The 26,101-nt window shown below is 42.1% G+C and carries 24 protein-coding genes; 13 read left to right on the top strand and 11 right to left on the bottom strand.

Annotated features, from left to right (window positions below; translation table 11 throughout):
* The first annotated feature begins 225 nt into the window (after window positions 1–225).
* From RJ41_RS17915 to RJ41_RS17895, 5 genes are all read left to right on the top strand, one after another.
* Window positions 226–837 carry a transglutaminase-like cysteine peptidase gene (locus RJ41_RS17915; protein WP_240485827.1) on the top strand — a complete coding sequence of 204 codons (612 nt, stop codon included), beginning with the start codon at window positions 226–228 and terminating at the stop codon, window positions 835–837.
* Complete coding sequence (locus RJ41_RS17910; RefSeq protein WP_039223758.1) at window positions 837–2,774, top strand: bifunctional diguanylate cyclase/phosphodiesterase; 1,938 nt, start codon at window positions 837–839, stop codon at window positions 2,772–2,774. The genes RJ41_RS17915 and RJ41_RS17910 overlap by 1 nt, the downstream gene beginning before the upstream one ends.
* 132 nt (window positions 2,775–2,906) lie before the next feature.
* Window positions 2,907–3,476 (top strand): hypothetical protein, encoded by a 570-nt coding sequence (locus tag RJ41_RS17905; protein WP_039223756.1) that lies wholly within the window; start codon window positions 2,907–2,909, stop codon window positions 3,474–3,476.
* A 34-nt stretch (window positions 3,477–3,510) separates the two neighbouring features.
* Window positions 3,511–4,929: an O-antigen ligase family protein gene (locus RJ41_RS17900; RefSeq protein WP_039223753.1), complete on the top strand. Its 1,419-nt coding sequence runs from the start codon at window positions 3,511–3,513 to the stop codon at window positions 4,927–4,929.
* 4 nt (window positions 4,930–4,933) lie between these two features.
* Window positions 4,934–5,344, top strand: coding sequence for a hypothetical protein (locus tag RJ41_RS17895; protein ID WP_039223751.1), 411 nt, complete (start codon window positions 4,934–4,936; stop codon window positions 5,342–5,344).
* Window positions 5,345–5,355: 11 nt separating this feature from the next.
* On the opposite strand, the gene RJ41_RS17890 is transcribed toward RJ41_RS17895, so the two are convergent.
* The 5 genes from RJ41_RS17890 to RJ41_RS17870 are packed head-to-tail and all read right to left on the bottom strand — an operon-like array spanning window position 5,356 to window position 10,802.
* Complete coding sequence (locus tag RJ41_RS17890) at window positions 5,356–6,078, bottom strand: VpsP family polysaccharide biosynthesis protein (RefSeq protein ID WP_052235513.1); 723 nt, start codon at window positions 6,076–6,078, stop codon at window positions 5,356–5,358.
* On the bottom strand, window positions 6,075–6,800 hold the full coding sequence (locus tag RJ41_RS17885) for a tyrosine-protein phosphatase (protein ID WP_039223748.1): 726 nt from the start codon (window positions 6,798–6,800) through the stop codon (window positions 6,075–6,077). The genes RJ41_RS17890 and RJ41_RS17885 overlap by 4 nt, the downstream gene beginning before the upstream one ends.
* A 10-nt stretch (window positions 6,801–6,810) precedes the next feature.
* Entirely contained in the window at window positions 6,811–9,024 is a 2,214-nt protein-coding gene (locus RJ41_RS17880; RefSeq protein WP_039223745.1) for a GumC family protein, read from the bottom strand.
* 21 nt (window positions 9,025–9,045) lie between these two features.
* A complete protein-coding gene (locus RJ41_RS17875; protein WP_039224092.1) occupies window positions 9,046–9,546 on the bottom strand; it encodes a polysaccharide biosynthesis/export family protein in 501 nt (166 codons plus the stop codon).
* A gap of 44 nt (window positions 9,547–9,590) precedes the next feature.
* Entirely contained in the window at window positions 9,591–10,802 is a 1,212-nt protein-coding gene (locus RJ41_RS17870) for an outer membrane beta-barrel protein (protein ID WP_039223741.1), read from the bottom strand.
* Window positions 10,803–11,263: 461 nt separating this feature from the next.
* Between RJ41_RS17870 and RJ41_RS17865 the strand changes: the two genes are divergently transcribed.
* The 3 genes from RJ41_RS17865 to RJ41_RS17855 all read left to right on the top strand — a co-directional run bounded on the left by RJ41_RS17865 (window position 11,264) and on the right by RJ41_RS17855 (window position 14,868).
* Window positions 11,264–12,718, top strand: coding sequence for an undecaprenyl-phosphate glucose phosphotransferase (locus tag RJ41_RS17865; RefSeq protein WP_052235512.1), 1,455 nt, complete (start codon window positions 11,264–11,266; stop codon window positions 12,716–12,718).
* A 29-nt stretch (window positions 12,719–12,747) separates the two neighbouring features.
* Window positions 12,748–14,157, top strand: coding sequence for a mannose-1-phosphate guanylyltransferase/mannose-6-phosphate isomerase (locus RJ41_RS17860; RefSeq protein WP_039223739.1), 1,410 nt, complete (start codon window positions 12,748–12,750; stop codon window positions 14,155–14,157).
* A 339-nt stretch (window positions 14,158–14,496) separates the two neighbouring features.
* Window positions 14,497–14,868: a glutathione S-transferase N-terminal domain-containing protein gene (locus RJ41_RS17855; protein WP_039223738.1), complete on the top strand. Its 372-nt coding sequence runs from the start codon at window positions 14,497–14,499 to the stop codon at window positions 14,866–14,868.
* A 151-nt stretch (window positions 14,869–15,019) separates the two neighbouring features.
* Here the strand turns inward: RJ41_RS17855 and rplT are convergent, their stop codons facing one another.
* The 4 genes from rplT to thrS form a co-directional block, all read right to left on the bottom strand.
* Window positions 15,020–15,376, bottom strand: coding sequence for a 50S ribosomal protein L20 (gene rplT, locus RJ41_RS17850; RefSeq protein WP_012518092.1), 357 nt, complete (start codon window positions 15,374–15,376; stop codon window positions 15,020–15,022).
* 18 nt (window positions 15,377–15,394) lie between these two features.
* Window positions 15,395–15,592 (bottom strand): 50S ribosomal protein L35, encoded by a 198-nt coding sequence (gene rpmI, locus RJ41_RS17845; RefSeq protein WP_012518091.1) that lies wholly within the window; start codon window positions 15,590–15,592, stop codon window positions 15,395–15,397.
* Between the two features lie 118 nt (window positions 15,593–15,710).
* Window positions 15,711–16,250, bottom strand: a complete 540-nt coding sequence (gene infC, locus RJ41_RS17840; protein WP_071814473.1) for a translation initiation factor IF-3 — start codon at window positions 16,248–16,250, stop codon at window positions 15,711–15,713.
* A gap of 111 nt (window positions 16,251–16,361) precedes the next feature.
* On the bottom strand, window positions 16,362–18,278 hold the full coding sequence (gene thrS, locus RJ41_RS17835; RefSeq protein WP_039223730.1) for a threonine--tRNA ligase: 1,917 nt from the start codon (window positions 18,276–18,278) through the stop codon (window positions 16,362–16,364).
* A 484-nt stretch (window positions 18,279–18,762) separates the two neighbouring features.
* On the opposite strand from thrS, the gene RJ41_RS17830 reads away from it, so the two are divergent.
* From RJ41_RS17830 to RJ41_RS17820, 3 genes are all read left to right on the top strand, one after another.
* A complete protein-coding gene (locus tag RJ41_RS17830) occupies window positions 18,763–19,647 on the top strand; it encodes a fructosamine kinase family protein (RefSeq protein WP_039223729.1) in 885 nt (294 codons plus the stop codon).
* A gap of 170 nt (window positions 19,648–19,817) precedes the next feature.
* Entirely contained in the window at window positions 19,818–20,579 is a 762-nt protein-coding gene (locus RJ41_RS17825) for a pteridine reductase (protein ID WP_039223728.1), read from the top strand.
* On the top strand, window positions 20,576–21,763 hold the full coding sequence (locus RJ41_RS17820) for a DUF3080 family protein (protein ID WP_240485826.1): 1,188 nt from the start codon (window positions 20,576–20,578) through the stop codon (window positions 21,761–21,763). Before RJ41_RS17825 ends, RJ41_RS17820 begins: the two co-directional genes overlap by 4 nt.
* A gap of 133 nt (window positions 21,764–21,896) precedes the next feature.
* On the opposite strand, the gene RJ41_RS17815 is transcribed toward RJ41_RS17820, so the two are convergent.
* Window positions 21,897–23,243 (bottom strand): mechanosensitive ion channel family protein, encoded by a 1,347-nt coding sequence (locus RJ41_RS17815; protein WP_039223727.1) that lies wholly within the window; start codon window positions 23,241–23,243, stop codon window positions 21,897–21,899.
* A 47-nt stretch (window positions 23,244–23,290) separates the two neighbouring features.
* Window positions 23,291–23,917, bottom strand: a complete 627-nt coding sequence (locus RJ41_RS17810) for a CPBP family intramembrane glutamic endopeptidase (RefSeq protein ID WP_039223726.1) — start codon at window positions 23,915–23,917, stop codon at window positions 23,291–23,293.
* 425 nt (window positions 23,918–24,342) lie between these two features.
* On the opposite strand from RJ41_RS17810, the gene RJ41_RS17805 reads away from it, so the two are divergent.
* Both RJ41_RS17805 and RJ41_RS17800 read left to right on the top strand, forming a co-directional pair.
* Window positions 24,343–25,176, top strand: coding sequence for a MurR/RpiR family transcriptional regulator (locus RJ41_RS17805; RefSeq protein ID WP_039223725.1), 834 nt, complete (start codon window positions 24,343–24,345; stop codon window positions 25,174–25,176).
* A gap of 155 nt (window positions 25,177–25,331) precedes the next feature.
* The gene (locus tag RJ41_RS17800; protein WP_039223719.1) at window positions 25,332–25,895 is read left to right on the top strand and encodes a DUF924 family protein; all 564 of its coding nucleotides are present in this window, start codon (window positions 25,332–25,334) and stop codon (window positions 25,893–25,895) included.
* Window positions 25,896–26,101: the final 206 nt, after the last annotated feature.

Here is a 26,101-nt window from a genome sequence, read left to right as displayed (position 1 = left end):
ATAAAGATACACAAGTAATGTTACATTTGATAGTCTGAATATTATGATTTGCGACATTTTGTATTAAACTTTCAGATTTAACAGTTAGCATGGCGTGTTAATGAAAATTCATAAAGTAACAGCATGAGCGTTATAAATTTGTGTTCAAATCAACATCGAAGTAATGGGAACTGGTTAAAGCTTGTTTGTCTGTTAGTCCTTTTATGTGCAACATGCTCCACTTTGGTGCGCGCTAAGATAGATTTTAATTTAGACTCTGAATCGTACTTTCGGATAGAGATAGCCTATGGGAAAGAGGCTTCAAAAAAAGTTAAAGGTTGGCGAAAGCTTATTAACGAATTACAAGGCGAAGACCTAGACGAAAAGCTTTACGAAATAAATCGATTTTTTAACCGCTTTGATTTTGTAGACGACCTTGTTCACTGGCAACAAAAAGATTATTGGGCAACGCCAATTGAGTTTATTTCTACCGGTGCAGGCGACTGTGAAGACTATACCATAGCCAAATATTTCTCTTTAATTGAGCTTGGTATTCCAGAACAACAGTTGCGACTAATGTATGTTACTGCGTTAGAATTGCGCCAACCTCACATGGTATTAGCGTATTATGAAACCCCAACCTCTATTCCACTTGTTTTGGATAATATAAACAGGCGTATTTTGCCTGCCAATAAAAGAAGAGATTTGTCGCCTATTTATAGCTTTAACGGTAACGGACTGTGGGCTGCTAAAGCTATGGGCACTGGCCGCAAACTTAGGGGAAGCGGCCCAATGAAAATGTGGGACGACATGGTAGAGCGGCTAGACCGCGTTATGTACGGAGATAAACAAGAATAATGAGACTATCTACCCAATTAAGTTCAAGCTTACTCGTTTTTTTGATACTGGTTTTTGCTGGTTCTTTCATAATAAACGTTAAGTTAACCAGAGAGTATGTAAACGAGCAGCTTGCTACCCACGCGCAAGATACCGCAACTTCATTAGGGCTTTCTGTTACGCCCTATTTGGGTGACGCTAACGGCCTGATTGTGGCCGAAACTATGGTAAATGCTATTTTCGACAGAGGGTTCTATCAGTATATTACCATTACTGACATGGAGGGGAACCTACTGATTGAAAGACGTAACCCAGATACTGTCGATACGGTTCCAACCTGGTTTACTGATATTGTAGAAGTTACTCCCCCCGTTGAAAAAACAGAATTAAATGATGGTTGGACGATGGCGGGTGAACTCGCGGTTCAAAGTCACCCAGGCCTTGCCAATGAAACTTTATGGGAAAGCGTAAAGCAAAGTGCGTTTATGTTCTTTGCTGCTTTTGTTTTTGCCTATATTGCGTTGCTTTTTATTATTACTGCAATTACAAAACCGCTTCGCATTGTAGTAAACAAAATTGAAGATATTCAAAACCAAAAGTTTTCCCACATTAACTACAAACCGTTCACCAAAGAACTTTCTTTTATAACCCAGGCAGTAAACAGGCTTTCTACTTCCGTTGAGGTTATGTTTAAAGAACTAACACAAAAAGCCGAACAGTTCAGAATTCAAGCCTTTGAAGACAGCCTTACTGGTGTGCAAAACAGGAACGCTTTCACACGCCATATGAATGCGCTACTTAGTAAAACTGCCACTTCGGATGAAGGCTATGTTATTTTAATACGTCTTGCACAACTAAACGCTATTAACATGACATTAGGTGCTCAAGATGGCGATAAGTATGTTACGGGTGTAGCTGAAGAGCTTAAAAACTTCTCATCTAGCATTCAAGAAACATCATTTTTGTTTAGAGTATCGGGCGCTGATTTTGTTTTGGTTACAGAGGCAATGACAAAGCAAGATTGCGAAGCCCACATAAACGTACTCTGTAGTACTCTAGCGCCTTGCAACCCACTTAAAGATGGCAGTAAAGCAGTATGGATTGGCGCTGCACAATTTAATGACCAGCAATCCTTTTCCGAAATTATGGAAAATGCTGATAGCGCGCTAATGGCTGCCACAAAGCAACCCAACGGCTGGCAATTTGCTTCTGAGCTTTCTCATATTCACAGCAATACGGCGTGGAAAGAGCGTTTAAACCAAATATTGCAACAGCAGTATGCCGATATACTTATTCAACCTGTAATGAACGTTGACCAAAACACGCCCGTATATTGCGAGGCGTTTGCACGATTTAAAGACAAAGATACTGGCAACCCTATTCCTATGACTCAATTAATTCCGGCATCAGAGCGTTTGAACTTAATTCCTGAGGTAGATAAGTTAGTAGTAAGCCTAGTACTTAATAAGCTAGCAAAAGATAAACGTAATGTTGCCATTAACATTGCAAACGCATCGCTAGCCAATGCTTCGTTTAGACAGTGGTTATTAGGTTTACTGAACCAAAATGAAGCACTGTGCACTTATTTGATCTTTGAATTAGAAGATTCAGCGTTAATACACCACAAGAACGACGCGGTATCATTTTGTAAGTCGCTGGTAAATTTAGGCTGCAAGATTACTATTGAACATTTTGGAGACAATCTTGCATCATTAGCTGGGTTGAGGGCTATTCAGCCTCATTTTGTAAAAATTTCCGGCAAACTTACGAAAGATATTCACTCAGACCAAGACAGTCAGCTGTTTGTAAGTAGTTTATTGAGTATCGCTCGTGGGTTAAGTATTAATATTATTGCTGAGCTTGTTGAGAATGAAGCGGAATGTGTCGCTTTATCGAAGTTAAATGTTTCATATCAGCAAGGTTTTTATTTCGCGAAACCTTCGCTGTGGCAGTATTAATACACGCGTAAAATGAGCAAAAGTAAATAGATGTACAACAAAAGCGAGATCTTGTACGTTCACTTGTTGTACAATATGGCCATATGGCGTTAGAAAGAAGCTAACCCGACGTTTTTAATCTAAGGATAAGTTATGCGTAGCAACGTTTTTTTATCTGTGCTTTTAAGCGCTTTAATCGCCTTTTCGACAGTTTCTTTTGCACAAGAAGGTAGCGTACCAGGCTTACAAGTTAGAAACCTTTTGGTTACTGAAATTGAAGAAGGTGCCGAGGTTGAGCAAGCCGCTAGTGAAGTAAGCCAAACCGTACTTGATGAAGGTATGTTTTTTGATGCCGCAGGTTTATCTTACTTAAGCGCGAACCAAGCAGCCTACCAGTCGATGGTTGCCCTTTTAAACGATAACGCTACCGGGTTTGAAATTGCTATAGCAGGTTTTGGTGAACTGCCTGACCAACCGGCGCAAGTTGTCACTATTGCTATTTTAATGTTCCCAGAAGACGCAAATGAAATTTATAACATTGCCCTTCAGATGCAGGTTATCAGCGAAGAAGATGCGCTATTAGCGGCTATTAATGCTGGTATAGATCCAAGTACACTTACTGCAACTGCAGCGGGTGCTACGGGTAATACAGTTACTCCGTTGGGTGCAGGCACTGGTGCTGCTGGCGCAGGTGGCGGTGATACGACCATTTCGGCGAACTAGAACTTTATTGAAATTTCAAGCTAGTATGTTGTAAGTGTTTTCATTAAATTCGCAAAAAACCGAAAAGTTTCTTTTCGGTTTTCTTTTGTTTACGATTGCTTGGATAGCTCTCCCGCTGGGCTCTAATAGACCATGGGCTTGGTCGCTCATGCAGATTTCGTGTTTTAGCATAGGTTTGTTCATAGCAGTAATTCAACCGCAGCAACTTGTTAAAGCATATAAAAAACATAAGTTGTTGCTTTGGTTGTGGATAATTTTTATCTGTTGCCAATTAATAAATATAATCCCAATACCAATCAATATAATAGAGGTAATCCGTCCAGAACGGCTCGCTTTTAATGCAGTTAACACAGCGGCAATTTCGACAGACGATACTCTAAAATGGCTTTCGCTCAGTTTCGATGTGGGTCAAAGCAAAGTGGTATTGTTAAAATCGATAGCTTATTTATTCCTATTTTGTACTGTTTTAATCATCGTCAACTCCACTCATCGCTTAAAAATAGTACTTGCAATCATATGCGGCACAGGTGTGTTTCAAGCACTGTATGGCACGTTAGAAGTACTTTCTGGATTAGAGACAAGCCTGATTTTCCATAAAGAAGTTTCTGACATTGCTACAGGAACATTTGTCTATAAAAACCATTTCGCTAACTACTTAGTCTTAACGTTAAGTGCCGCTATTGGGTATTTAGTAGCTAGCTTACCTACTGCTCGCTCATCGACGAACCGAGATAAATTAAGAACGTTAGTCAAGTTTTGGCTTAGCAACAAACTCTTGTTTCGAATTGGGGTTATCTTAATGGTGATTGCCTTAGTGATGTCTAGGTCAAGAATGGGCAACACCGCATTTTTTATCAGCTTAACCATAACGGCTACCCTAGGTTTGTTACACTTCAAACCTAGGCGAAAAAGCTATATCGCGTTTTTTATAAGCATGCTGGTCATTGACATACTTATATTAAGTAGCTTGTTTGGACTTGAAAAAGTACAACGGCGCATTGAAAGCACGTCTTTTTCACAAGAGAGTAGAGATGAAGTAGTTAACAATACACTGCCCTTAATTAGTGAAAACGCTCTTTTCGGTACAGGTGGAGGAACGTTTTATACCTTGTTTCCACAAAATCAACCGGAATCGATTCAACATTTTTATGACCATGCTCATAACGAATACATACAATTCTTATTGGAATTCGGCTTGTTAGGCTCGTTGGCCATAGCTATCGTTACATTGATATGCTTAAGTTACAGTATAAATGCAATGAAAACTCGCAGGCACCCTACTGCGAGAGGTACAGCTTTTGCAGCAACAATGGCGATAATTGGTATGCTATTACACAGCACTGTAGATTTTCCATTACAAGCCCCAGCAAATACTTTCATCTTTACCATTTTTCTTGCTATAGGAATACAAAGCAAAAATGTAAAAGTTTCTCCTGCACCAACCAGAGGATAAATTGATGGTATTGAAGATAAAGCGTCCTATGAGGCAAGAACCTAATATTCAGCACATTTTAGAGCGAATGCCTAAAGATGTTGCTAATTCATTTACAGAAGAGCAGTTAGCACACATTAACACTGCATTAGCTGGAAGGCATTGGGGAAATCACAAGCTAGATCTACGTGGAACGATTAGCTTGTGGAAGAATAGATATTATTTTGTATTATTAGCAGGTAAAGACAAGCGTGACTACTCTAGGGCACAAAGTAAAGTTGGGCGTTTGTTTATTGCTAGTGTAACTACCGCATTTCTCGCTATATCAATAATTGTGGGGCTTATTGTTCTTTACCTTCTAAAAAGTTGGTTGGGGATCAACCTAGTTGAAGGTTTTTCTTTGGGTCTATGGGATTGGTTCAAAGAAAACACATAGCCAACAGTATATTAGACCGGTTCGACGCATCCAAGTATTCTTCTTGAATTACTGTTTGGATAATTATTCAGCCATACACATACAGTTTGCTTAGCGTTATGTTTGGAGATTGACTTCAACACAGCGTTTCGACTAAGCGGGTTCAGTAAGCCTAAATGAATATGCTTTTTAAGCTGCGATTTTACTCTAACAAAATGTATTGAACGTATTGAAAACATATTCAAGCCAAATTCCGCGTAAAATATATGCGTGAGCGAATCTTGCGGTCCAAACTTCTCTGCTTGCTGTAAATATGAATAAAAGCTTTCGTCTAATTCGTCCAGTTTCCATTTTATTGTGGCCAGTCCAACCCAGCTACCCGCCCATGCAGGCCGAAGCTCTAAACTTTTTTGATAATCTTCGTAAGCAACATTCAATAAATCTAGTTTCTCGCTTTTTCTTTCAGTTGGCTGCGCATAAACCAACCATTCTATCGTTTGCGCTCGTAGTTGATAATACAGTGCATTGTCAGGAAACTTTTCAATTGCAGAATCTATCTCTTCAAGCATGATTCGTGCGGATGTCTCATTAGCCAACGATGGTGATTGCTGCCAGGTATCGAGATTATTCTTAACTCTGTAATATGAGTTACCAACGGTAAGTTGTTGCCAACTAAAATAAAGTCCGTAGAGTGCAAGTAGAAAAACACTCCATTGAAGGTAAGATCCTTTTGAAACAGGAACACCGACCTTCATTGGTTATTATTTCCATTTACTATAGTTTGTGGTACATGCTTAAAGGTACTTAATGCAAAACTGGAATCGAACTTTTCAACTATTGAAAAAGCCTCTGCCATGTCATTCGGCCTTCGGGTTAAATCATGTGTGTCAGACGCTACTACATTAAAAGCTTTTTCTCGCATCAAGAAAGTAGCAAACTTCTCAACCTTATCTCCAAAACGACCAATCAACGCTCCGGCAGTTAGCTGGAACATACAACCAGTTTTCTTTAACCATTCAAACTTATGGGGCTCAGATAATAATTCTCTGTTTCTTTCAGGGTGAGCAATTAAAGGAATAATATCTTGCTGCAAAAGCCATTTCACCAAAACATCTATCCCCTGAGGAACATGGCTATGGGGCATCTCTAGTAGCAACACATTCATGTTATTGTATGTTCCGAGAAAAGGAAGTTCACCTTGTCGAGCCCAAATAGGAATCTGTTCGCCAACTCTTACCTCTGCAGCAAAAGAAAGAGTTAATGGTATATGTGCTTCTTGAACTTCCTGTTCGAACTGCTTAAAAGAAAGACGGATACTTGAAAGTGAATTGTCGAAGTAGCCCTTATGGATATGAGGAGTACATACTATATGCGTAATACCACATTCGACAGCTTGATTTGCCATCCCTAACGCGACGTCTAAACTTCTGGCACCGTCATCGATGCCAGGTAAGATATGGCTATGTAAATCTATCAATTAATATTAGCTAGCTTTTATGACTAGTATATCCATACTCGTCGTAAAAACCGCCGTACCTCTGTGCTACATCTGATTTTTTCAAGTTTACTTGATTTAGTATCACACCATCAACTCTATGCCCTACTTGGATAAATCGAGAGAGCCCACTTTTAATGACTTTATCACTCGTACTATCTGCTTTAACAACATATAAAACAGAGTCACACGAATTAGCCACAATCATAGAATCGCTTACCGCCTGAGTAGGTGCAGTATCTATAACTACATACTTGTATTGCGTTTTTAACTCGCTAATAAGCTCTTGAAAAGCCTCGCTTGCAAGAAGCTCCTGTGGGTTAGAAGGTATGGTTCCTGCAGTCAAAATATCAATATTTGAGTCTTCGTCCTTAATCAAACATTCTTCAAATGTGTGTGATTTAAGAACAAGATTTGCGACGCCAGGTTGGTAACTTGGAACGTTAAATTGCTTCGCTACGGTCGGCCTGCGCAAATCAGCTTCGACTATTATTGTTTTATCCAATTGACCAAGCGCAAACGCCAAGTTAATTGATACCGTAGTTTTACCTTCTTTTGGAACACTTGAAGTGACCATTATCGCTTGTTGGTCTCTTTCCAAATTCAACAACGACAGGCTTGTTCGCAGTGTTCTTACTGCCTCTGCAAATTGGTGTTGCTTTCCATCGAAAAACGTTCTGATAGGTAAATCGGTTTTCTTTTTATGCGCCAACCAAGGTATCAAACCCAACATACGTTGCCCTAGCTTGCGCTCAACATCTTCTACTGACCTGATACCACTGTTTAAAAAGTCCATTACTAGCGCTAGAACCACACCTAACCCTGAACTCAATACAAATGCTGCAATGATCAGTAACTTTTTATTCGGTTTTGAAGGCACGCTGCTCGCTAATGCTTCATCTAGTACACTAGCGTTAGCAGATTCAAAACCGCCTAATTCGTCAGTTTCTTTCAAACGCGTGAAAAATGAATCGTAAAGCTGCTGATTAGTATCACGCTCGCGTTCTAGGGTTTTCCTTTTATTATCTAATGCAGCAAGCCTTCTGAACCTAGCTTTCGCCTCACTTACTTCTTGTTGAAGATTAGTTACACGCTCTTGCGATACAGTATATTGCGTTGCAATACTGGAAATTAAACTATCTATTTGTCTTTCGAAGGTTTCTTGAATTGCGTCTAACTCAGCTTGCGCAGAAATCATGGTAGGATGCTTCGGGCCGTACGTTTTTGCAAGTTCACTCACTTTGGTAAGCGCTCTGCTCTCTTCTCGTCTCACATCTTGAATGAGTGGATGGTTGAGCACTTCTGGAATTCTGGCTAAAGATTCAATTGAAACCCCAGCTCTGGTTTGCTTATAAATAAGAGAATTAAACTCCAGCGAAGTCTGTGCTTCTAATAACTGTTTATTTAACTGTTCTAGCTCAGTGGCTGCAAGACCAACAACACCATCTAAGTTGACAACTTGGTTTTCCTCGTAGAATTCAGATAATGTTTTTTCCGACTGCTGCAGTTTCTGTTGAAGGCCATCTAAGCTGTTTGTTAGAAAGCGCGTGGCTTTTTCGGTCATATCTAACTTTGCTTGAAGATGGCTTTCAATGAAAACATCCGCCATAGCGTTCGCTATATCTGCAGATAAACTTGGCTTTGTAGTTGTTACCGTGATTTTCAAAATCTGTGTATTCTTAACCATTGCAACGCTTACAGATTGAATCAACTTGTTAACAGCACGCTTTTTCTGAAGTGCTAATGTCTCAGCCTCTGTAAGAGTCTTTGCTTCAGACTGAGGTAAAAATGGTAATAATTCCGCTGCACCAGAAGTTAAGCTTTTAAGAAAAGGTTTGCTTGGCTCATTACCAATAAAATCAATATTGTTGTGAAGCGATAGACTTTCAACAGTTCTTTCTGCAATCTTTCTAGAGCGCAATATTTCATATTGCGTTTGCATATAGTCTTTACGCTCTGTGTCTAGACCATACACTTCTTCAATGGAAACTACATTGGCTTTATTAGCCTCAATGATTAGCGTAGCAGTGGAAGAGAATTGAGGTGTCATGCGAAGAACAACAACAGCACACAAAGTGGTAAAAGCCAATGCGAGAATAAAAATCCTTCCTGAATAAGCTTTTACAGTTTTAATATATTGCTTCAAATCCAGCGCATCATTTTCCGACGGGCTATCGAATAGCACTTCCCGAAAGTCCTTTGTCATTGATTTATCCAATTATTGTTATCAGAAGAAACGTTGATTGATTGTAATGATATCACCAGGCTGGATCATATCACTCACAGTAACGGTTAACTCTCTCGTCTGGTTTGAAGACTCTCTCACTATGACTATTTTATCTCTTGCCGCTCGCTCTGTGTAACCACCGGCTAACGCTGCAGCTTTGTTAACTGTTAAGCCAGGCTGATATGGATAACCGCCTGGGCGTTTAACTTCTCCGTCTATAAAAAAAGGGCGATACTCGACTATAGATACAGACACCGAAGGATTGACCAAATAGTCCCCAAGTAAACCATTGTGAATTAATTGTTCAACTTCAGCAGCTGTAAGTCCTACAAGCTTTAACTCACCTAAAAAAGGGTAATTAATGGTTCCAACGTCGGGGAGCCTTACTTCCATAGACAACTCTTCTTGACCGAACACGCTAATGCTAACTTTGTCACCCGAGCCTAGTTGATACTGGCTCATACTTGCATTACCAGATTGAGCTAAGACTTTAGTACTCATTGATAATGTAATTAAAACACAGAAAAAGCCTAAAAGTTTAAACTTCACAACGATACCTCTGCACTAACACCCACTACATTCCTGTCATAACCAATTAATTCGCGGTTACTTGTTCTATCTTGAATTTGGTAGAATAGTGCGAAACTGAGCCATCGTCTCGCCGAATAATTCAATGTCGCTGAATAACTCATCAAATCATCATCTCTATTATCTAGACCGCCATCGTTAATGTATTCATCATCACTTTTGGCAATACGAACAGAAGAGCTTAAGCGCTCTAGCCACTCGTGCTCCCATGACAAGGAATAATTCCGTCCTCGGATAAAATTACCTTCGCCATTGGTTTCAAGAGTATCTGCGCTGGTGGAAAAAACAAAAGTTGAGTAAGACAGCGGCTGCCACTCTACACCCACTTCCCAGTCTGTACCATAAAATGTATCTCTACTTTCGGCTTTGAAGTCTTTTTCTTTATAACCCACTTTTGCAAAACCAGTGGTCGCTGCGCTGCCTTCCCAAGTAAGACCCACCAATACTCTACTCTCGTCACTGTCTCTTGATACTATACCGGTTTGATTATCATACCTTACAAAAGATTTGACAAAATCTAGAACCAAACTAGTAGACGCACCTATCTGGTAGAAAAACTCAGTGCCAACATTTGTGCTCACTCTGTCTCGAATTAGGTACTGCTGCTCGCTTCTGTCGTAATCTAATGTTTGTCGGTCAGCTTTGAACTTAATGCGACCATCAGACGTGACTGCACCATAGAAATAATCTGCACCTATATAGGAGCTTTTATATCTGTCTGGAGATGTAAGATTATTCCCTCCACCTAGGGAAAAACCAGTCCCCCTATCTTCATGTCCGTCTTCGAACTGACCTATGAGGTTTACCGCATTTCTTGCATTTATCTCTAAATCCGCTGATGCTTCAAGAAAGTGATCTGTATAGTCGTCTGAACTACTCGAAAAATAGACGCCTCTATCAAGTCTGTATCCTACTTGAACAGGGTTTCCAGCAACTTCAGTTGCTGCGACAATCTCTGGCGATAAAATTGAACGCCAGCTGTAAATTTTGGGGTCATCTTCATTTGCGTAAGCTACATTGTCTACATAAGACAAAGAAGTTGTAAGCGAAGGGATTACATCAAATTGCCCAACTTTGATTCTGCCTTCTTCACTACTTTCTTGCGCCTCAATTCCACTAGTTAAAACTAATGAAACAAGAGCTAAGTGAATTTTATTCCATTTGTTCATTGTTACTCCTCGTAAATGTGCTCAACGGCTTGAAGATAATTAATCTATTCGTGCTCTAATTTTGTTAGCCAATCAGACAATTTTAAGATTAATGATGCCATTTACATGCCACAACCGTCTTTGGCTCGCCATTAAGCTATAGCTCTTATATTTCAGAATTATTTAACACCTAGAAGCTAATGGTAAAATAAAGGAAGGAAACTTACTACATGCAATGCAAAACAATTGACCTCCATTTTGTAATAAAATTACAATGAAGCTATAATATTATTTATGCTGTCAATGAAGTACTCATTCACTGCAAACAGTGAGGAGCTATTGATACGCTTCATAAAGGGCATAAGACTTGCTTTAAGCAAATGGACAACCGTGCTTTCGCCATCAATGTACTCGGTTCATTTCGTATCGTGGCAAACATTCAAATAATAGGCATTTCCTATTAACTATTAGAGATACTCAAAATGGATAATCAAGTAGAATCTAACAAAGTACTGAAGTCTCACCCAGTTGACTCAAGCGCTAACGGCGGCCTTGTAGTACGAAATAAAAGTGGTTTTTCAACGCTTTATCGCCTAATCGATCTGTCGTTAGTGACACTTATGTACTATTCCTGTGCGGTGTATTTTAAGTCAACTATTGATTCCACTAGTCTTATTCTTTTATTCGTCAACGTTATTTGTTTTCAGATATCAGCTGAAGGCGTAGAGCTTTATCGTTCTTGGCGAGGGCATCGCACCCCTGAAATGCTAAGAGCTGCGGCAATTACTTGGGCGCTAAGCATTTTAGGCACCCTCACAATTGGTTACTTCTTCGTTCAAAACATCAATACTCCCCCGATAGTAGTTTTAGCATGGTTCGCTACTTCGTTTGTTGTCCTTATTGCTTGGCGTTTTGTAATGCGGAAGTTCCTTTTCCATATAAGAAAGAGCGGTATGAACTCTCGTCGCTCAATTGTTATTGGCGCAACGCATCTTGGAGCAAACGTTGCACTTCAGATACAGCAAAATGAGCATCTTGGCATAAGATTTAACGGTTTGTTTGATGATAGAGATACGAGTCGCCTTCCTCATGAAATGCAAAACACTGTGTTGGGAAACATCGAACAAGCCATAGAAATGGCTAAACGAAATGAAGTGGATTATATATATATTGCACTGCCAATGAGCGCAGAGAATAGAATTCGCTCAATTTTAGAGCAATGTAGTGATACCACGGCTAACGTTTATGTGGTTCCAAACTTCTTTATGTATAACCTATTGAATGCCCGCTGGCAGACAGTGGGTAACGTACAAGCGCTAAGTGTTTACGATACGCCATTTCAGGGTGCTAGTGATATATTAAAGCGTTTTGAAGATATTGTTTTAAGTACGCTTATATTGATCATGATTTCGATACCCATGCTGTTTATTGCGGCAGCGGTCAAACTGACTTCTAAAGGCCCTGTAATTTTTAAACAAAAGCGCTATGGGTTAGACGGTAAACAAATTACGGTTTATAAATTCCGTTCTATGACCACGCAAGATAACGGCGCTGTTGTGAAGCAAGCAACGAAAAACGATGCGCGTTTAACTAAGATTGGTGGTTTCTTACGAAGAACTTCTTTGGATGAACTTCCACAGTTTATCAATGTTTTACAAGGCCGTATGTCGATTGTAGGGCCTCGCCCGCATGCAGTCGCACACAACGAGCAGTATAGAAAAATAATTACAGGTTACATGCTACGTCACAAGGTTAAACCTGGTATTACAGGCTGGGCGCAAGTAAATGGCTTACGTGGTGAGACAGAAACAGTCAACAAGATGGTTCAACGTGTTGAATACGACCTAGATTACATTCATAGGTGGTCGGTGTGGTTTGATATCAAAATCGTGTTCATGACCGTGTTTAATGGTTTTATCAATAAAAACGCTTACTAAATTTAATTTATAAGAAAGGGATATCAATAATGAAACCTGTTGTATTAGCTGGCGGCACGGGTAGTCGCTTATGGCCAAAATCGCGCGCCGCTCTACCAAAACAATTTTTAGCGCTAACTTCAGAAAGCACTATGTTGCAAGATACCATTACTCGCTTAAGCGGTACTGATGCTGAAGCTCCAGTCTTTATATGTAATGACGCGCATCGCTTCTTAGTTGCGGAGCAGCTTCGTAAAAAGAATATCAAGCACGGTGGTATTCTGTTAGAGCCTGTTGGTCGTAACACGGCTCCTGCAATAGCACTTGCAGCACTACATGCCACTAAGAATGGCGAAGACCCTGTACTTCTTGTTCTTGCAGCAGACCACCTAATTAAAGATCAGCTCGCTTTTCACAGTGCTATTACTAAAGCAGAAGCTTTGGCAAATGAAGGAAAGCTTGTAACCTTTGGTATTGTTCCAGACCAACCGCATACGGGCTACGGCTACATCAAGGCTGGAAATGTACTCAATGTTGGGTTTGAGGTAGCTGACTTTGTTGAAAAGCCGGAACTAGAAACCGCTAAACAATATGTTGAATCTGGTGAGTTTTTCTGGAATAGCGGCATGTTTATGTTTAAAGCCAGCCGCTATATTGAAGAATTAGGTAAGTATCACCCCGAGATGCTAGAGATTTGTCGTCGCGCCATTGAAACCGAAGCCCCTGATTTAGACTTCATTCGTGTTGATTCTGAAATATTTGCTACCTGTCCTGACGACTCAATTGACTATGCTGTTATGGAAAAAACTGACAGCGCTGCAATGGTTCCATTAGATGCTGGGTGGAGTGACGTCGGCAGCTGGACATCACTTTGGGAAACAGCAGATAAAGATGACCGCGGGAACGTTTGTGTAGGCGATACTATTCTAGAAAACACCATAAATAGTTATGTAAACGCAGAGCAACGCTTAGTTTCGGTAATTGGTTTAGAAGACGTGATAGTCGTTGAAACTAAAGACGCCGTAATGGTCGCTCACAAAGACGATGCCCAAAGCATTAAGAACGTTGTAAATAAATTAAAAGCCGAAAAGCGCCCTGAATTTGAATTCCATCGTGAAGTTTTCCGTCCTTGGGGTAGCTACGATTCAATTGACAGCGGCGCACGCTTCCAAGTTAAACGTATTACGGTAAAACCAGGTGAGAAACTATCTGTTCAAATGCACCACCATCGTGCCGAGCACTGGATTGTGGTCTCTGGTAGTGCCAATGTGACTATTGATGACAACACTCAGTTAGTAACAGAAAACGAATCTGTCTATATCCCAATTGGTGCAGTACACGCTTTGGAGAACCCCGGGAAAATCCCTCTAGAGCTTATAGAGGTGCAATCTGGTGCTTACCTAGGCGAAGATGACATAGTAAGGTTTTCTGACCGCTATGGGCGTGTAGAGAAGAAATAAGAGAGAACGCTATACGCTAACGTGATAAATATGAGCAGAGCTTCGGCTCTGCTTTTTTGTGTTTGAGGACACAAAGGCTCCACTACCTACAACAATTGAAGCTACAGTAACAGGTTGTCCATTCGAGATAAGAAAATCTCATGACGGGTAAGGCTTCGATTTTCGGAAAACCCACTATCGGTGAGGTTAATTGTTGGCTTATCCGTATCGGTCGTTGCTACTTACTTTACTGCTATGCCCTTGCACCTGGAGCTTATTCGCAATTCCTTCATATAAGATCTTATATAGAAGTTTTGCTATACTGCGCCGCTGTATTTCTTAACCTATAAAGACACAAAATTGCGCTTATTTATTTCCCTAGTTCGTAACGCACTTGGCGGTGTTATCGCCTTGCTTGATTTAATAACTCGTGGCAGAAAACTTAAACGATTGCCACAAGAACAACAGCAAGTCGAAAACGCCGTACAAGAATTAACGCTTTATCAATTTTTTGCTTGCCCCTTTTGTATTAAAACACGCCGCGCTATATACAAAATGAATTTGCCTATTCGTAAACGCAGCGTATCGAGTGGGTCACCGTATCGTGATGAATTGGCGCAAGGCGGCGGGAAAGTACAAGCTCCTTGCTTACGTATACAAACCCCTGAAAAAGATATTTGGTTGTACGAGTCTTCGGAGATTATTAAATATTTGCAGCAACGCTTTCAGTAAGTTGTTTATATTCGCCGATTGAAGGAATACAAGATTGGCAACAAGGTAAATTTGCTTAAAAGAAAGTGATTTATCTAAACCCCAAAAACGAAAAAAGGCGAGCATCCTGCTCGCCTTTTTCCGAAAGAACTTAAACTTAATTAGTTAATAATTAAGCTAATGCGCCTTTAGCCGCTTCGACTAGTGCGCTGAAAGCTGCTTTGTCATGTACTGCGATGTCGGCAAGGATCTTACGATCGATTTCAACAGACGCTTTCTTCAAACCGTTAATGAAACGGCTGTATGACATACCATTTTGACGAGCAGCAGCGTTAATACGTGCAATCCATAGTTGACGGAATTGACGCTTGCGCTGACGACGGTCACGGTAAGCATATTGACCAGCTTTAGTTACAGCTTGTACCGCTACGCGATATACACGTGAACGTGCGCCGTAATAACCTTTTGCCTGCTTGAGGACTTTTTTGTGACGAGCACGTGCGATAGTGCCGCGTTTTACTCTAGCCATTAATCAGTCTCCTAAGTCTTATACGTAAGGCAGCATGCGCTGAACCAATTTGGTATCAGAGTCATGAACCAGTTTTTTGCCACGAAGGTGACGTTTACGCTTAGAGCTCTTCTTAGTCAGAATGTGACGTAAGTGAGACTGTTTGCTTTTAAAGCGGCCAGAACCCGTTTTCTTAAAACGTTTGGCGGCACCGCTTACAGTTTTCATTTTAGGCATTGCTAAAACTCCGCATTGTTTAATATCGGTATTTTTCGTGTTGCAGTCACTTCATACCGGTTAATGTTTAGCAGCAAGGTGTTTAAGGGTGCAGATTCCTTAAAACTTTAGACCGTTACTACTTCTTATTTGGGGCTAGCACCATGATCATCTGACGGCCTTCCACACGACGTGGGAAAGACTCGCATGTAGCGATATCTTCTAAATCGGTTTTAACGCGGTTTAGTAGATCGATACCGATGTCTTGGTGCGCCATTTCACGACCACGGAAGCGGATCGTAACTTTGGCTTTATCACCACCTTCAAGAAAGCGACGCAGGTTGCGCAGTTTGACCTGGTAATCGCCTTCATCAGTGCCAGGGCGAAATTTAATCTCCTTGACCTGAATTTGCTTCTGTTTTTTCTTCTGCTCTTTTTGAGCTTTACTTTTTTCGAAGAGGAATTTGCCATAGTCCATAACTTTACAGACTGGCGGCTCGGCATTCGGACTGATTTCTACTAGATCTAGGCCCGCTTCTTCTGCGTTACGAGTAGCTTCTGCTAGAGAAACCACACCAACCTGTTCACCGTCTTTGCCAATTAATCTTACTTCTCTGGCTTTAATCTCATCGTTAATGCGGGCTTTGTCGCCCTGAGCCTTGTTGTTAGCGCCTTTAATGTGCTATTCCTCCAAACATTTAATTCTTTTGTCTGCTTTTGAGAGGTCGGTTAACCCAAAGTAAAGCCAAAAGCAGACACCTTAATTGTGTATTATACACAATTTGCTCAACTACTTAATCGTCTTTTCAACAACTTCTTGTTGAGCCATGGCAATAAAGTCTTCCAGGCGCATTTTGCCTAGGTCGTCACCGCGACGAGAGCGCACTGCTACTTCGCCCGCTTCCATTTCTTTATCGCCCACAACTAGCATATACGGAATACGCTTCAAAGTGTGCTCGCGGATTTTAAAGCCGATCTTCTCATTTCGCAAGTCAGACTTTGCTCTAAAACCTAATTCTTGCAGTTTTTTTACACAATCTGAGGCATATTCAGCTTGTTTGTCGGTAATATTCATTACCACAACCTGCTGAGGAGCCAACCAGAGCGGGAAGAAACCTGCAAATTCTTCGGTCAAAATTCCAATGAAGCGTTCTAGTGAACCCAAAATAGCGCGGTGAATCATAACCGGCACTTTGCGTTCGCCATCTTCAGCTACATAAGTAGAACCTAAACGACCTGGCATTGAGAAATCTAGCTGTACGGTTCCGCACTGCCATGCACGGTCTAAGCAATCGTGTAGTGTAAACTCAATTTTTGGTCCGTAAAACGCACCTTCTCCAGGCTGATAATCGAACTCGATGTCATTAGCTTTAAGTGCATCTGCAAGCGCAGCTTCTGATTTGTCCCAAATCTCGTCAGCACCTACGCGCTTTTCTGGGCGAGTAGACAACTTAACTTTGATGTTTTCGAAACCAAACGCAGCGTATGTCTCGTACACCATCTTAATACAGCCACTCACCTCTTCTAGGATCTGTTCTTCAGTACAGAAAATGTGAGCATCGTCTTGTGTAAAGCCACGAACACGCATTAAGCCGTGTAGTGCGCCCGATGGTTCGTTACGGTGACAGCAGCCAAACTCAGCCATACGAAGAGGCAGGTCGCGGTACGATTTCAAACCTTGGTTAAAAATTTGTACGTGGCCTGGGCAGTTCATTGGCTTAACGGCATATTCACGCTTTTCAGATTCAGTCGTGAACATGTTTTCAGCGTACTTGTCCCAATGACCTGATTTTTCCCAAAGCGAGCGGTCCATCATTAATGGGCCTTTCACTTCGTCATAACCATATTCACGAAGCTTCTTACGCACGTAGCTTTCAAGCTCGGTATAAATTGACCAACCATCGTTGTGCCAAAACACCATGCCCGGCGCTTCTTCTTGCCAATGGAAAAGGTTAAGGGCTTTACCAATTTTACGGTGGTCGCGCTTTTCAGCTTCTTCTAAGCGCTGTAGGTAAGATTTAAGCTGCTTCTTATCTGCCCACGCAGTACCGTAAATACGCTGAAGCATTTTGTTGTCGCTATCGCCGCGCCAGTAAGCACCTGCCACTTTCATCAGTTTGAAGTGATGGCAGAACTTCATGTTTGGCACGTGAGGGCCACGACACATATCTGTGTATTCTTCGTGGTGATAAAGTGCCGGGCGGTCGTCCTTGCTGATGTTCTCATCAAGAATTTCCATTTTGTAGCTTTCACCGCGTGCTTCAAATGCATCGCGCGCTTCTTGCCAGCTCACTTTATTCTTAACCACGTTGTAATTGGTTTTAGCCAGTTCAAGCATACGCTTTTCTAGTTTGGCTAAATCTTCCTGGGTTAGGCTTTCTTCCATATCAACGTCGTAATAGAAACCGTTGTCGATAACCGGGCCGATAGCCATTTTGGTGTTAGGCCAAAGTTGTTTGATAGCGTGGCCTAACAAGTGCGCGCAACTGTGACGAAGAATTTCTAAACCTTCATCGTCTTTTGCAGTGATTATTTGAAGTTGTGCGTCCGCGTCAATCATATCAACGGCGTCAACTAACTCACCGTTTACTTTTCCTGCAATGGTTGCTTTGGCTAAACCAGGGCCAATGTCGTTTGCAACGTCTAGTACAGAAACAGCGTTATCGAAAGCGCGTTGGCTTCCATCAGGAAGGGTAATTACAGGCATTTTAATTCCTTTACAGTGGTGACGCCTACTCTGCGCCACATGCATATTTTTGAAAAATTTAAGCGTGCTATCGAGGGTCAAAAGGCCCGAGCACTCGAAACTTGCTTTATTTTTTTAGAGGCTTGTTTTAAATGAACGGCGTTTGCACCTATTGATGAGTACATATAACACAACCGCTAACAGTCTCGCATAAAGCAAGTGGTGGATTATAACTAGAGTATGGTCAACTTCAATATTGAAAAGCCCGAATTGACTAATTAGTGCAGGTTTGTTTTCCGATAGGCAAGATTTTGGTAGAGGAATTTATGCATTTCACTATTTTTAACCCATACTTTAGTTTAACGCGAGGCCACTGGCTGTAGTGGGCAGGTTACTGAATTTTGCAGTGCGTTTAGCATGCACTTTTTACTGCAATGCAACACGAGTGCATTCTCGCTAAATAAGCGCATTGGACCAAAGCATTAAACCAAGCAGAGCGTGCATTATGTGGCATTTTATCAGCGAGCATATTTCAGATGAGACCCAGCAATTTTTCAGCTGCCAGAAAGCCGATCGCGTCAGTGGTGGAGATACCCACGACAGTTACATTATAAAAGACTCCACTCATCGCTACTTCGTTAAAACCCGAAAGTATGACGACACCCAACAATTGTCCCATGAAGCCGAGGGTATTAACGCCATAGCTAACACCCAAACCATATCAACACCGCGGGTCATCTGTCACGGCATAACTGTTAACGAAACGCCGAACATGGAATATTTGGTACTTTCGCATGTTAGATTTGTTGAACCTACCGTGCCTGACTATTTCACTTTAGGGCAGCAGCTTGCTGCGCTGCACGCAGTTAACGCCTACACAAGCTATGGCTGGCCCCATGACAATTACATAGGCGCAAGCGTGCAAACCAACGGGCGCATGGCGTCGTGGGCTGACTTCTTTGCCGAAAAACGCATCGGTAGCATGCTTGAACGCTTGGCTTCAAATGGGCTATGGTCGAAAGAGAGCGGTGACATAGATGGTATCGTTACGAAAGTGAAGCATCTTTTAAGTTTGCATCAGCCCCACCCTTCGCTATTGCACGGCGATCTATGGGCCGGCAATGTGGGCTTTAACAAAAAAGGGCCGGTGTTATTCGACCCTGCCGTGTATGTCGGTGACGCCGAAACCGACCTTGCCATGGCAGAACTCTTTGGAGGCTTTCCGCAAACCTTCTTTGAAGGCTACAACCAGCACACGCCAATTGAAAAAAATTACCAATTAAGAAAACCAATTTACCAGCTTTACCATATTTTAAATCACGGGTTATTATTCGGCGCGCATTACATTGCGCAAGCCAGACAAGTAGTAGACGACATCTACAGCCACTAGTGCAGTAATGGAAGCGACATGCAACCTAACCCGCTTGTTTTGTATACCAACCGCTTTACCAGCGAACTGCTGCAAAAGCGTTTGCATGTGGTTATACAAGGTGCGTAATGAAAATCATCGCAGGCTGTAATTAGCCATAAACAGATTTAAAATAGAGAGAAGCTTTTATTATGAAAAACTCAGGCCCTGGTGCGCTTCCTGTTGCATTGATTACAGGGGCAGCAAAACGCATAGGCGCCGCCATGGCATGTAAGCTTCATAGCGAAGGCTACCGCATTATCATTCACTATGGGCACTCTAAAGACGATGCTTTTGCACTGGCCGACAAGCTTAATAGTCGGCGTGCAGATTCCGCTGCCTGCTTACAAGCCAACCTATGTAACACCGACGAGGTAAATGCGCTTGGCCAGCAAGCATTACGTGTTTGGGGCCAGATTAATGTTTTAGTGAACAATGCGTCTAGCTTTTACCCAACGCCTGTTGGCGAAATTTCCCAAGACGATTGGACATCGCTAGTTGGCAGCAACGTAAAAGGCCCGCTGTTTTTGTCTCAAGCACTGGCGCCAGCGTTACAGGAAAGCAAGGGCTGCATTATTAATATGGTCGATATGCACATTGACCGCCCACTTCCCAAGCATAGCGTTTATTTAATTGCTAAATCAGGCCTTGCCTCGCTCACTCAATCTTTAGCGATAGACTTAGCGCCCCATGTTCGCGTTAATGGAATTGCGCCAGGGGCAATATTGTGGCCTGAGCGCGAAATGGATGACGAGGAGAAAGACAAGCTTTTATCGAGTATTCCTCTAGGCGAGCTCGGCACGCCTGAAGATATCGCAAATACCTTGTCATTTTTAACATCGGCTTCGTACATCACTGGGCAAATCATTTATGTTGATGGCGGGCGCAGCCTTTATACCGGAGCATCCGCGTGAAAGTCATTCAACAAAAAACAATGAATCCCAACGCTGGCCGGCAACCTGCTTTGCGACTTAAACGATTGTGGCTTCCCCACCTCAAGCAGCAAACATTGCAGCTTAAAAGCGCATTTAGTTTTGAAGCAAGAAATTGGTGCCACGTTGGAATTATCAGCGCTAGCTTATTTACGCTGCTAGGCTGCTTTGGTGGCAATACCGTAAAACACAGTATTGAAGATTATGCGCAGCGTCTTTCTCGTGTGATTGATACCCCGCTACCAGATACATTCAACAATAACATCACCACACCGCTTCCCAAACTTGCCGACTCGACCACGTTGAAGCACACAGTTGAAGGCGTGAGCATAAACCTGCGTGAGTTTTATGCGCTGCAAGATTGTGAGTTGGGTACTGTTGTGGCCGAGCGCAATACGTCGTTAGGCAAAAGCCAGCTGCCATCACAAAGGTTAGTATACGAAAGTAAGCTGCTGACTGTACTTAAAAGCTGTGAAGCAGCGCTCTCGGAAGAAGACGAGACAAATAAAAATAACGCAGCGCTGGCAGCAACCATCGCATTATGGCGTGAACAAAAAACACAAGACTACACCAAAACATGGGCAAACCTGATTCAAGGCAGCCAAGAATTGCGTTTAGCGCTGAATACTCCTGAACGTCTAATGTCAGTTGAACACAATAAAGATGCTCTTTCTAGCGTGAACGCGCTGTATTATATCGACAGTTTACATATACAAAACCAAACCCCAATAGACAGTAGCGAGCTAGAGCAGCAGCTACAAATTATACGCTCTGCACGATTACCCGCTACCCTTTGGCACACCCAACAAACCTTAACGCAAAACCTTTCTCTACTTACAGATATGCTTGCTACCGAACTCGATACTGTAAGTTGCCCACAGGGCCGTGCCAGCGACAAAGCCGAAATACTGCGCAACGTGTTTTACTTGTTTTTCATTGAAGAAATACAGCCTGTAGGTAGCCTGGTAAACCAGTATCATTACAAGCTAGCACCGTTGTGGGAAGACTGGCTTGAACAGCCGTCGCTACATGAAGAATTCAAACGCTATATAAGACAACAGTCGCAAGACGGTTTTGATAAATACACCCGTGCCATGAAAGCTCATGTAAACCTATGGCAAGATTTTCTTGGAAGATGTAACCTTTCGCCTGTACCACCTGTATAGTCCTGCTGCGCATAATGGATAGGTGATCGCAGGCTAAAGTAGCGCTACTTTGATACTTTAAGCCTGCTGAAGCACATTTAGCGTAACGACTTTATTGTTTCCAGCAAGGTTACACCCACAGCAGCACTTTGCTTTATAGAATATTCTCACCGGCCTCTGGATCCCTTGACCTGCGGGCCTGTTCTCTTATTTCATGCGCTTCAGAAGATGTGTCATCTTGCGTTGGCGTTCGCCGTTTGAGCTTGTTATCGTGCTCTTTAGCACCTTCAGGTTCAAACCCATAATCATCGGCAGCGTCATGACCTAACGGGTTAGCACTTTGATTGCCTTTAGCCCGACAATTTTCATTAGTTGCACTATCTCCCCTGTTTTCATTGGCCAAATCCTTGATACCAGACTTGCTGCCAGCGCCTCCCGTGGATAAGCTTTCTTGGCCTTCTAATTGATTCACTGGGCTGGCTTCTTCACTCTTTGAACCTGTGCTTTCAGTTTGCTCAATACGAAGCTGCATGCCTTCTGGGAATATGCGCTCACGAGCATCGTCAGGCATACTAATACTGGCGTCTAAAAACGCTTGTGTGATGTTACGCATTAGCACAGACGCCATTTTCAACACACTGGTTCTCTCTACATCCACCCAAAAATACACCTTAACGTTGTATGTAGAGGAGCCAAGTTCATCTATTAACACTTGTGGTTCAGGGTCGTTTAATACATTTTCTTGCCCCTCTGTAATTTCCAGCGCTATTCGCTGAGCCTCTTGTATGTCTGCATCGTAGCCCACGCCAATAACAAACTGCCCCCGCATAAGTGGGTTAGCCGTTAAGTTCTTAATCACTCCTTTGTATATGGTGGCATTGGGTATTTGAATATGATTACCATCGAAGTCAACCAAGGTAGTGGCACGTGCCGTGACTTTTTGAATAATGCCAGTAAAGTCGTTTATTTGAACGATATCGCCTATTCTGAATGGACGTTGAATAGTAAGTAGTAAGCTTGATATAAAGTTCTCTGCAATATCGCGAAAGGCAAAGCCAAGAATAAGCCCTACTACCCCTGTGCCACTTACCACCGCAATGGCAAACCCGGTCAGCCCAGCTAAAAACAGAAAAAGATAAATACCAAGCAGCATTAAAATTAGGCTAACGCTTCTTTGAATTACTGAACGCAATAATGGTGACGTGGTAGTTTTGGTAAGCGGCTTGACGAGTACGTTTGCAATATGTGGCGCTAGAAGTATAAACGCCACCATGATAACTATTCCTAGCGCCAAGCCTGGTAAACGATAGACAAAGCTCTCCCAAAGCTGAGAAAGTAGCGACTGTGCGCTTGATAAACTGCTTATTGCTGCGCCATCTTCGTTTTGCTGCAGTAAGGATTGAACAAAGCGTTCACTTAGGGGCGTTTCAATTTGCGGATAAAGAAGCCCCATGCGCTTATCTAGAATATGAGACACTACAATTTGCTGAACACTGAACATGACCTTACTCCTTGGCGTTCATGTGGATAAATTTTTAATACAAATAATTACGCTGCAATAACCAAATAAGATCCCAACCCAATAGTGAACAAAAAGCTTCCCCACAAGGCATGCTCGATCACCACAACGGGCGTTGATTTTGTTTGCATATATCGGTAACCAAATATGGCACCGCCAATCCAAGAAACCACTACCGCTACCCAGTTACCGTACACTAAATGTGCGAGACCGAATAAAAAAGTACTTAATGCCCACCTCGTGTATTTTGAGGGCAAGATTTGCTTGTAGCGATGAAAGAAATAGGTGCGAAAAATAATCTCTTGGGGGATCACCGAAACAATGGGGTAAATCAGCAGGGTAGCCACCCACATCCACGGCTGGTTCATAGGCCAGTGCAGAAATAATTCAGGCTTTAAAAAGTACACCACCAGCGCCAGTAAACTTGCCCATGGCAGAAATAACCTAAGTGTACTTCTAAGATGTATTCGATAGTCTTCCCAATGCCACAATTTAAACCGTTTAAATTGTTTATCTGCTAACAAGACAGCTAAACAGCAAAGCCCCATTCCCCCTAAGATGGGCATGAGATAATCTGCAAAATGCTTAATCCAGTAGAGAACAGCAAAAGGAACTGCTACAAATAGCAAGATCAATTCAGACCAAAGCTTTGCCACAACTCACCTCTTTCTCTATGTTACGTCGCCGCTGCTCTACGATCTGCAAAAAATTTACGCTTTCGAGACCCAAGTAAGACCAACAACATAATTACCAACCGATGACACTTTTATGAATTTTTACGGTTACTATGTATGAAAGTGTAGTGCCAATTTGCGGGGTTTGAATTATTAATTAGGTGATACTTTAGCCCTATAAAATACGCTATTTGCGTAACCTATTATAAGATTTAAACTTTTTATTTTCGAAGGTACTAGATAGTGCTTGTTGTACCCAGATTTAAGAAATAAATACGCTTAATGCAAGGTCGTTTTACCTTCCACTTTATCCGTATTTGAAGGTGAGAGACGGAAGATTTCACGTTGTGTTTGTATATAGCACAAAAGTCGTGAAATAATTGCGTTAGATGTAAAAGGCGATACCAATGACAAAAAGTAGCCCTAGCGACGTTTTACAACAAATCGAAAAACACTATGCCTCGTTATCTCCTTCGGGCAAATCCATCGCGCATTATATACAGCAAAACCCCATTGCCGTGTTAAGTCAATCCACATCGCTCATTGCTGATAAAACAGGGACGTCGAAAGCGACCGTAAGTCGGTTCTTTCGTCAGCTTGGCTTCGATTCTCACCAACAAGCCAAAGAAGCTCTTGTGCAGTTACGTGAGCAAGGCGTACCTGTAATAAGCCCGTCAAGCGGCGTTTTACAACACGAAAGTGATAGTAAAAACCTAGCCAACACGTTTGAAGGCACATCGTCTGAAGCATTAAGTGATATAGCTAAATTGCTTGCCTCGGCGGGTCAAGTTACTTTGATTGGGTTTCGCAACGCTTATCCCATAGCCCTTCATTTTAGGCAGCAGCTAAAACAGATTAGGGCATCGGTTCGCGTACTCCCCCAGCCAGGTCAAACGCTCAGTGAAGATATTATCGACTTAACCGAAAATGACCTGGTGGTACTTTTTGGCTTTCGCCGTAGAACCCGCCAATTCAAGTTTGTTTTAAATAGCATTAAGCACTGTAAAACCGTACTTATTACTGACCCCACGGGCCAAGGTTATCGTAACGATGTCGACCACTTAGTTGTAACCCACATCGGCAGTGACTCGCCTTTTGATAGCTATGCTGCGCCAATGAGTCTAGTAGCATCACTGTGTAACCTGACTTATGAAGTATTAGGTAGCAAGGCTGCCGACCGTGTTGACGCCATTACTGATATCTACATTCAGATGGATGAACTAGAAAGCCCAAAACGTTAGCCCTTCCCACAGCACACTTTTTAAGCAATACTATGCAATAACTGCTAGCAGATGATTGCTATTTTGCAAGCAAAAACGGAACTTTTTTGCTCAAAGTCAAGTATAAGTCTAGATGACTTTAATTTTACTGCTTTGAGCGTGTTGTTGGAGTAGATATGGAAAAAACGCAAGTGGTTATGGAAGAAGCTAACGGTGTATTAGACTTTTGGTTTGGCGAATTATCGCCTGAACAATGGTTTACGGAAGATGCCGCACTAGATAAAACAATTACATCGCGATTTTCTTCATTACACAAAGCAGCGACGCGCGGTGAACTCTGGCCTTGGCGTGCTACTGCATCAGGCAGGCTAGCCGAAATTATCGTTCTCGATCAATTTTCACGAAACATCTATCGCAACCATCCTGACGCATTCAGTGCTGACAGTATTGCGCTAGTACTTGCTCAAGAAGCGGTAAGCGTAGAAGCCGACAAAGTGCTAACACCACAACAACTAGCCTTTCTTTACATGCCATTTATGCATAGTGAATCGCTAGCTATTCACGATGTAGCAATGGAGCTGTTCTCACAAGAAGGATTAGAGCGGGAATTTACGTTTGAAAAACGCCATCAACAGGTTATTGAAAGGTTTGGACGTTATCCACACCGAAATACAATCCTTGGACGCGAGTCTACCTCTGACGAAGTTGCTTTCCTAAAGAAGACACCTCAAGGTTTCTAACACTGGCTTGTCTTCACTATTGAACCTGTTTTTATCATTCAGCCTTGACGCCAACGGCTGCCGCCCTTTCCGTTTAAGCTTACACTCTTTGGTTCGCCATCTAGCAAACTTGGCAAGTTGCGCCTTTAAATATTGCTTGATGTAATTGCACGGTTATTTTTATCATTACAAAGTAACAATCGTTTCTCTTGACTTTCTAATGAAAC

Origin of the sequence: Alteromonas marina, assembly GCF_000808575.1 — a bacterium.
Lineage (GTDB): Bacteria > Pseudomonadota > Gammaproteobacteria > Enterobacterales > Alteromonadaceae > Alteromonas > Alteromonas marina_A.
This window is presented reverse-complemented; position numbering and strand designations above follow the sequence as displayed.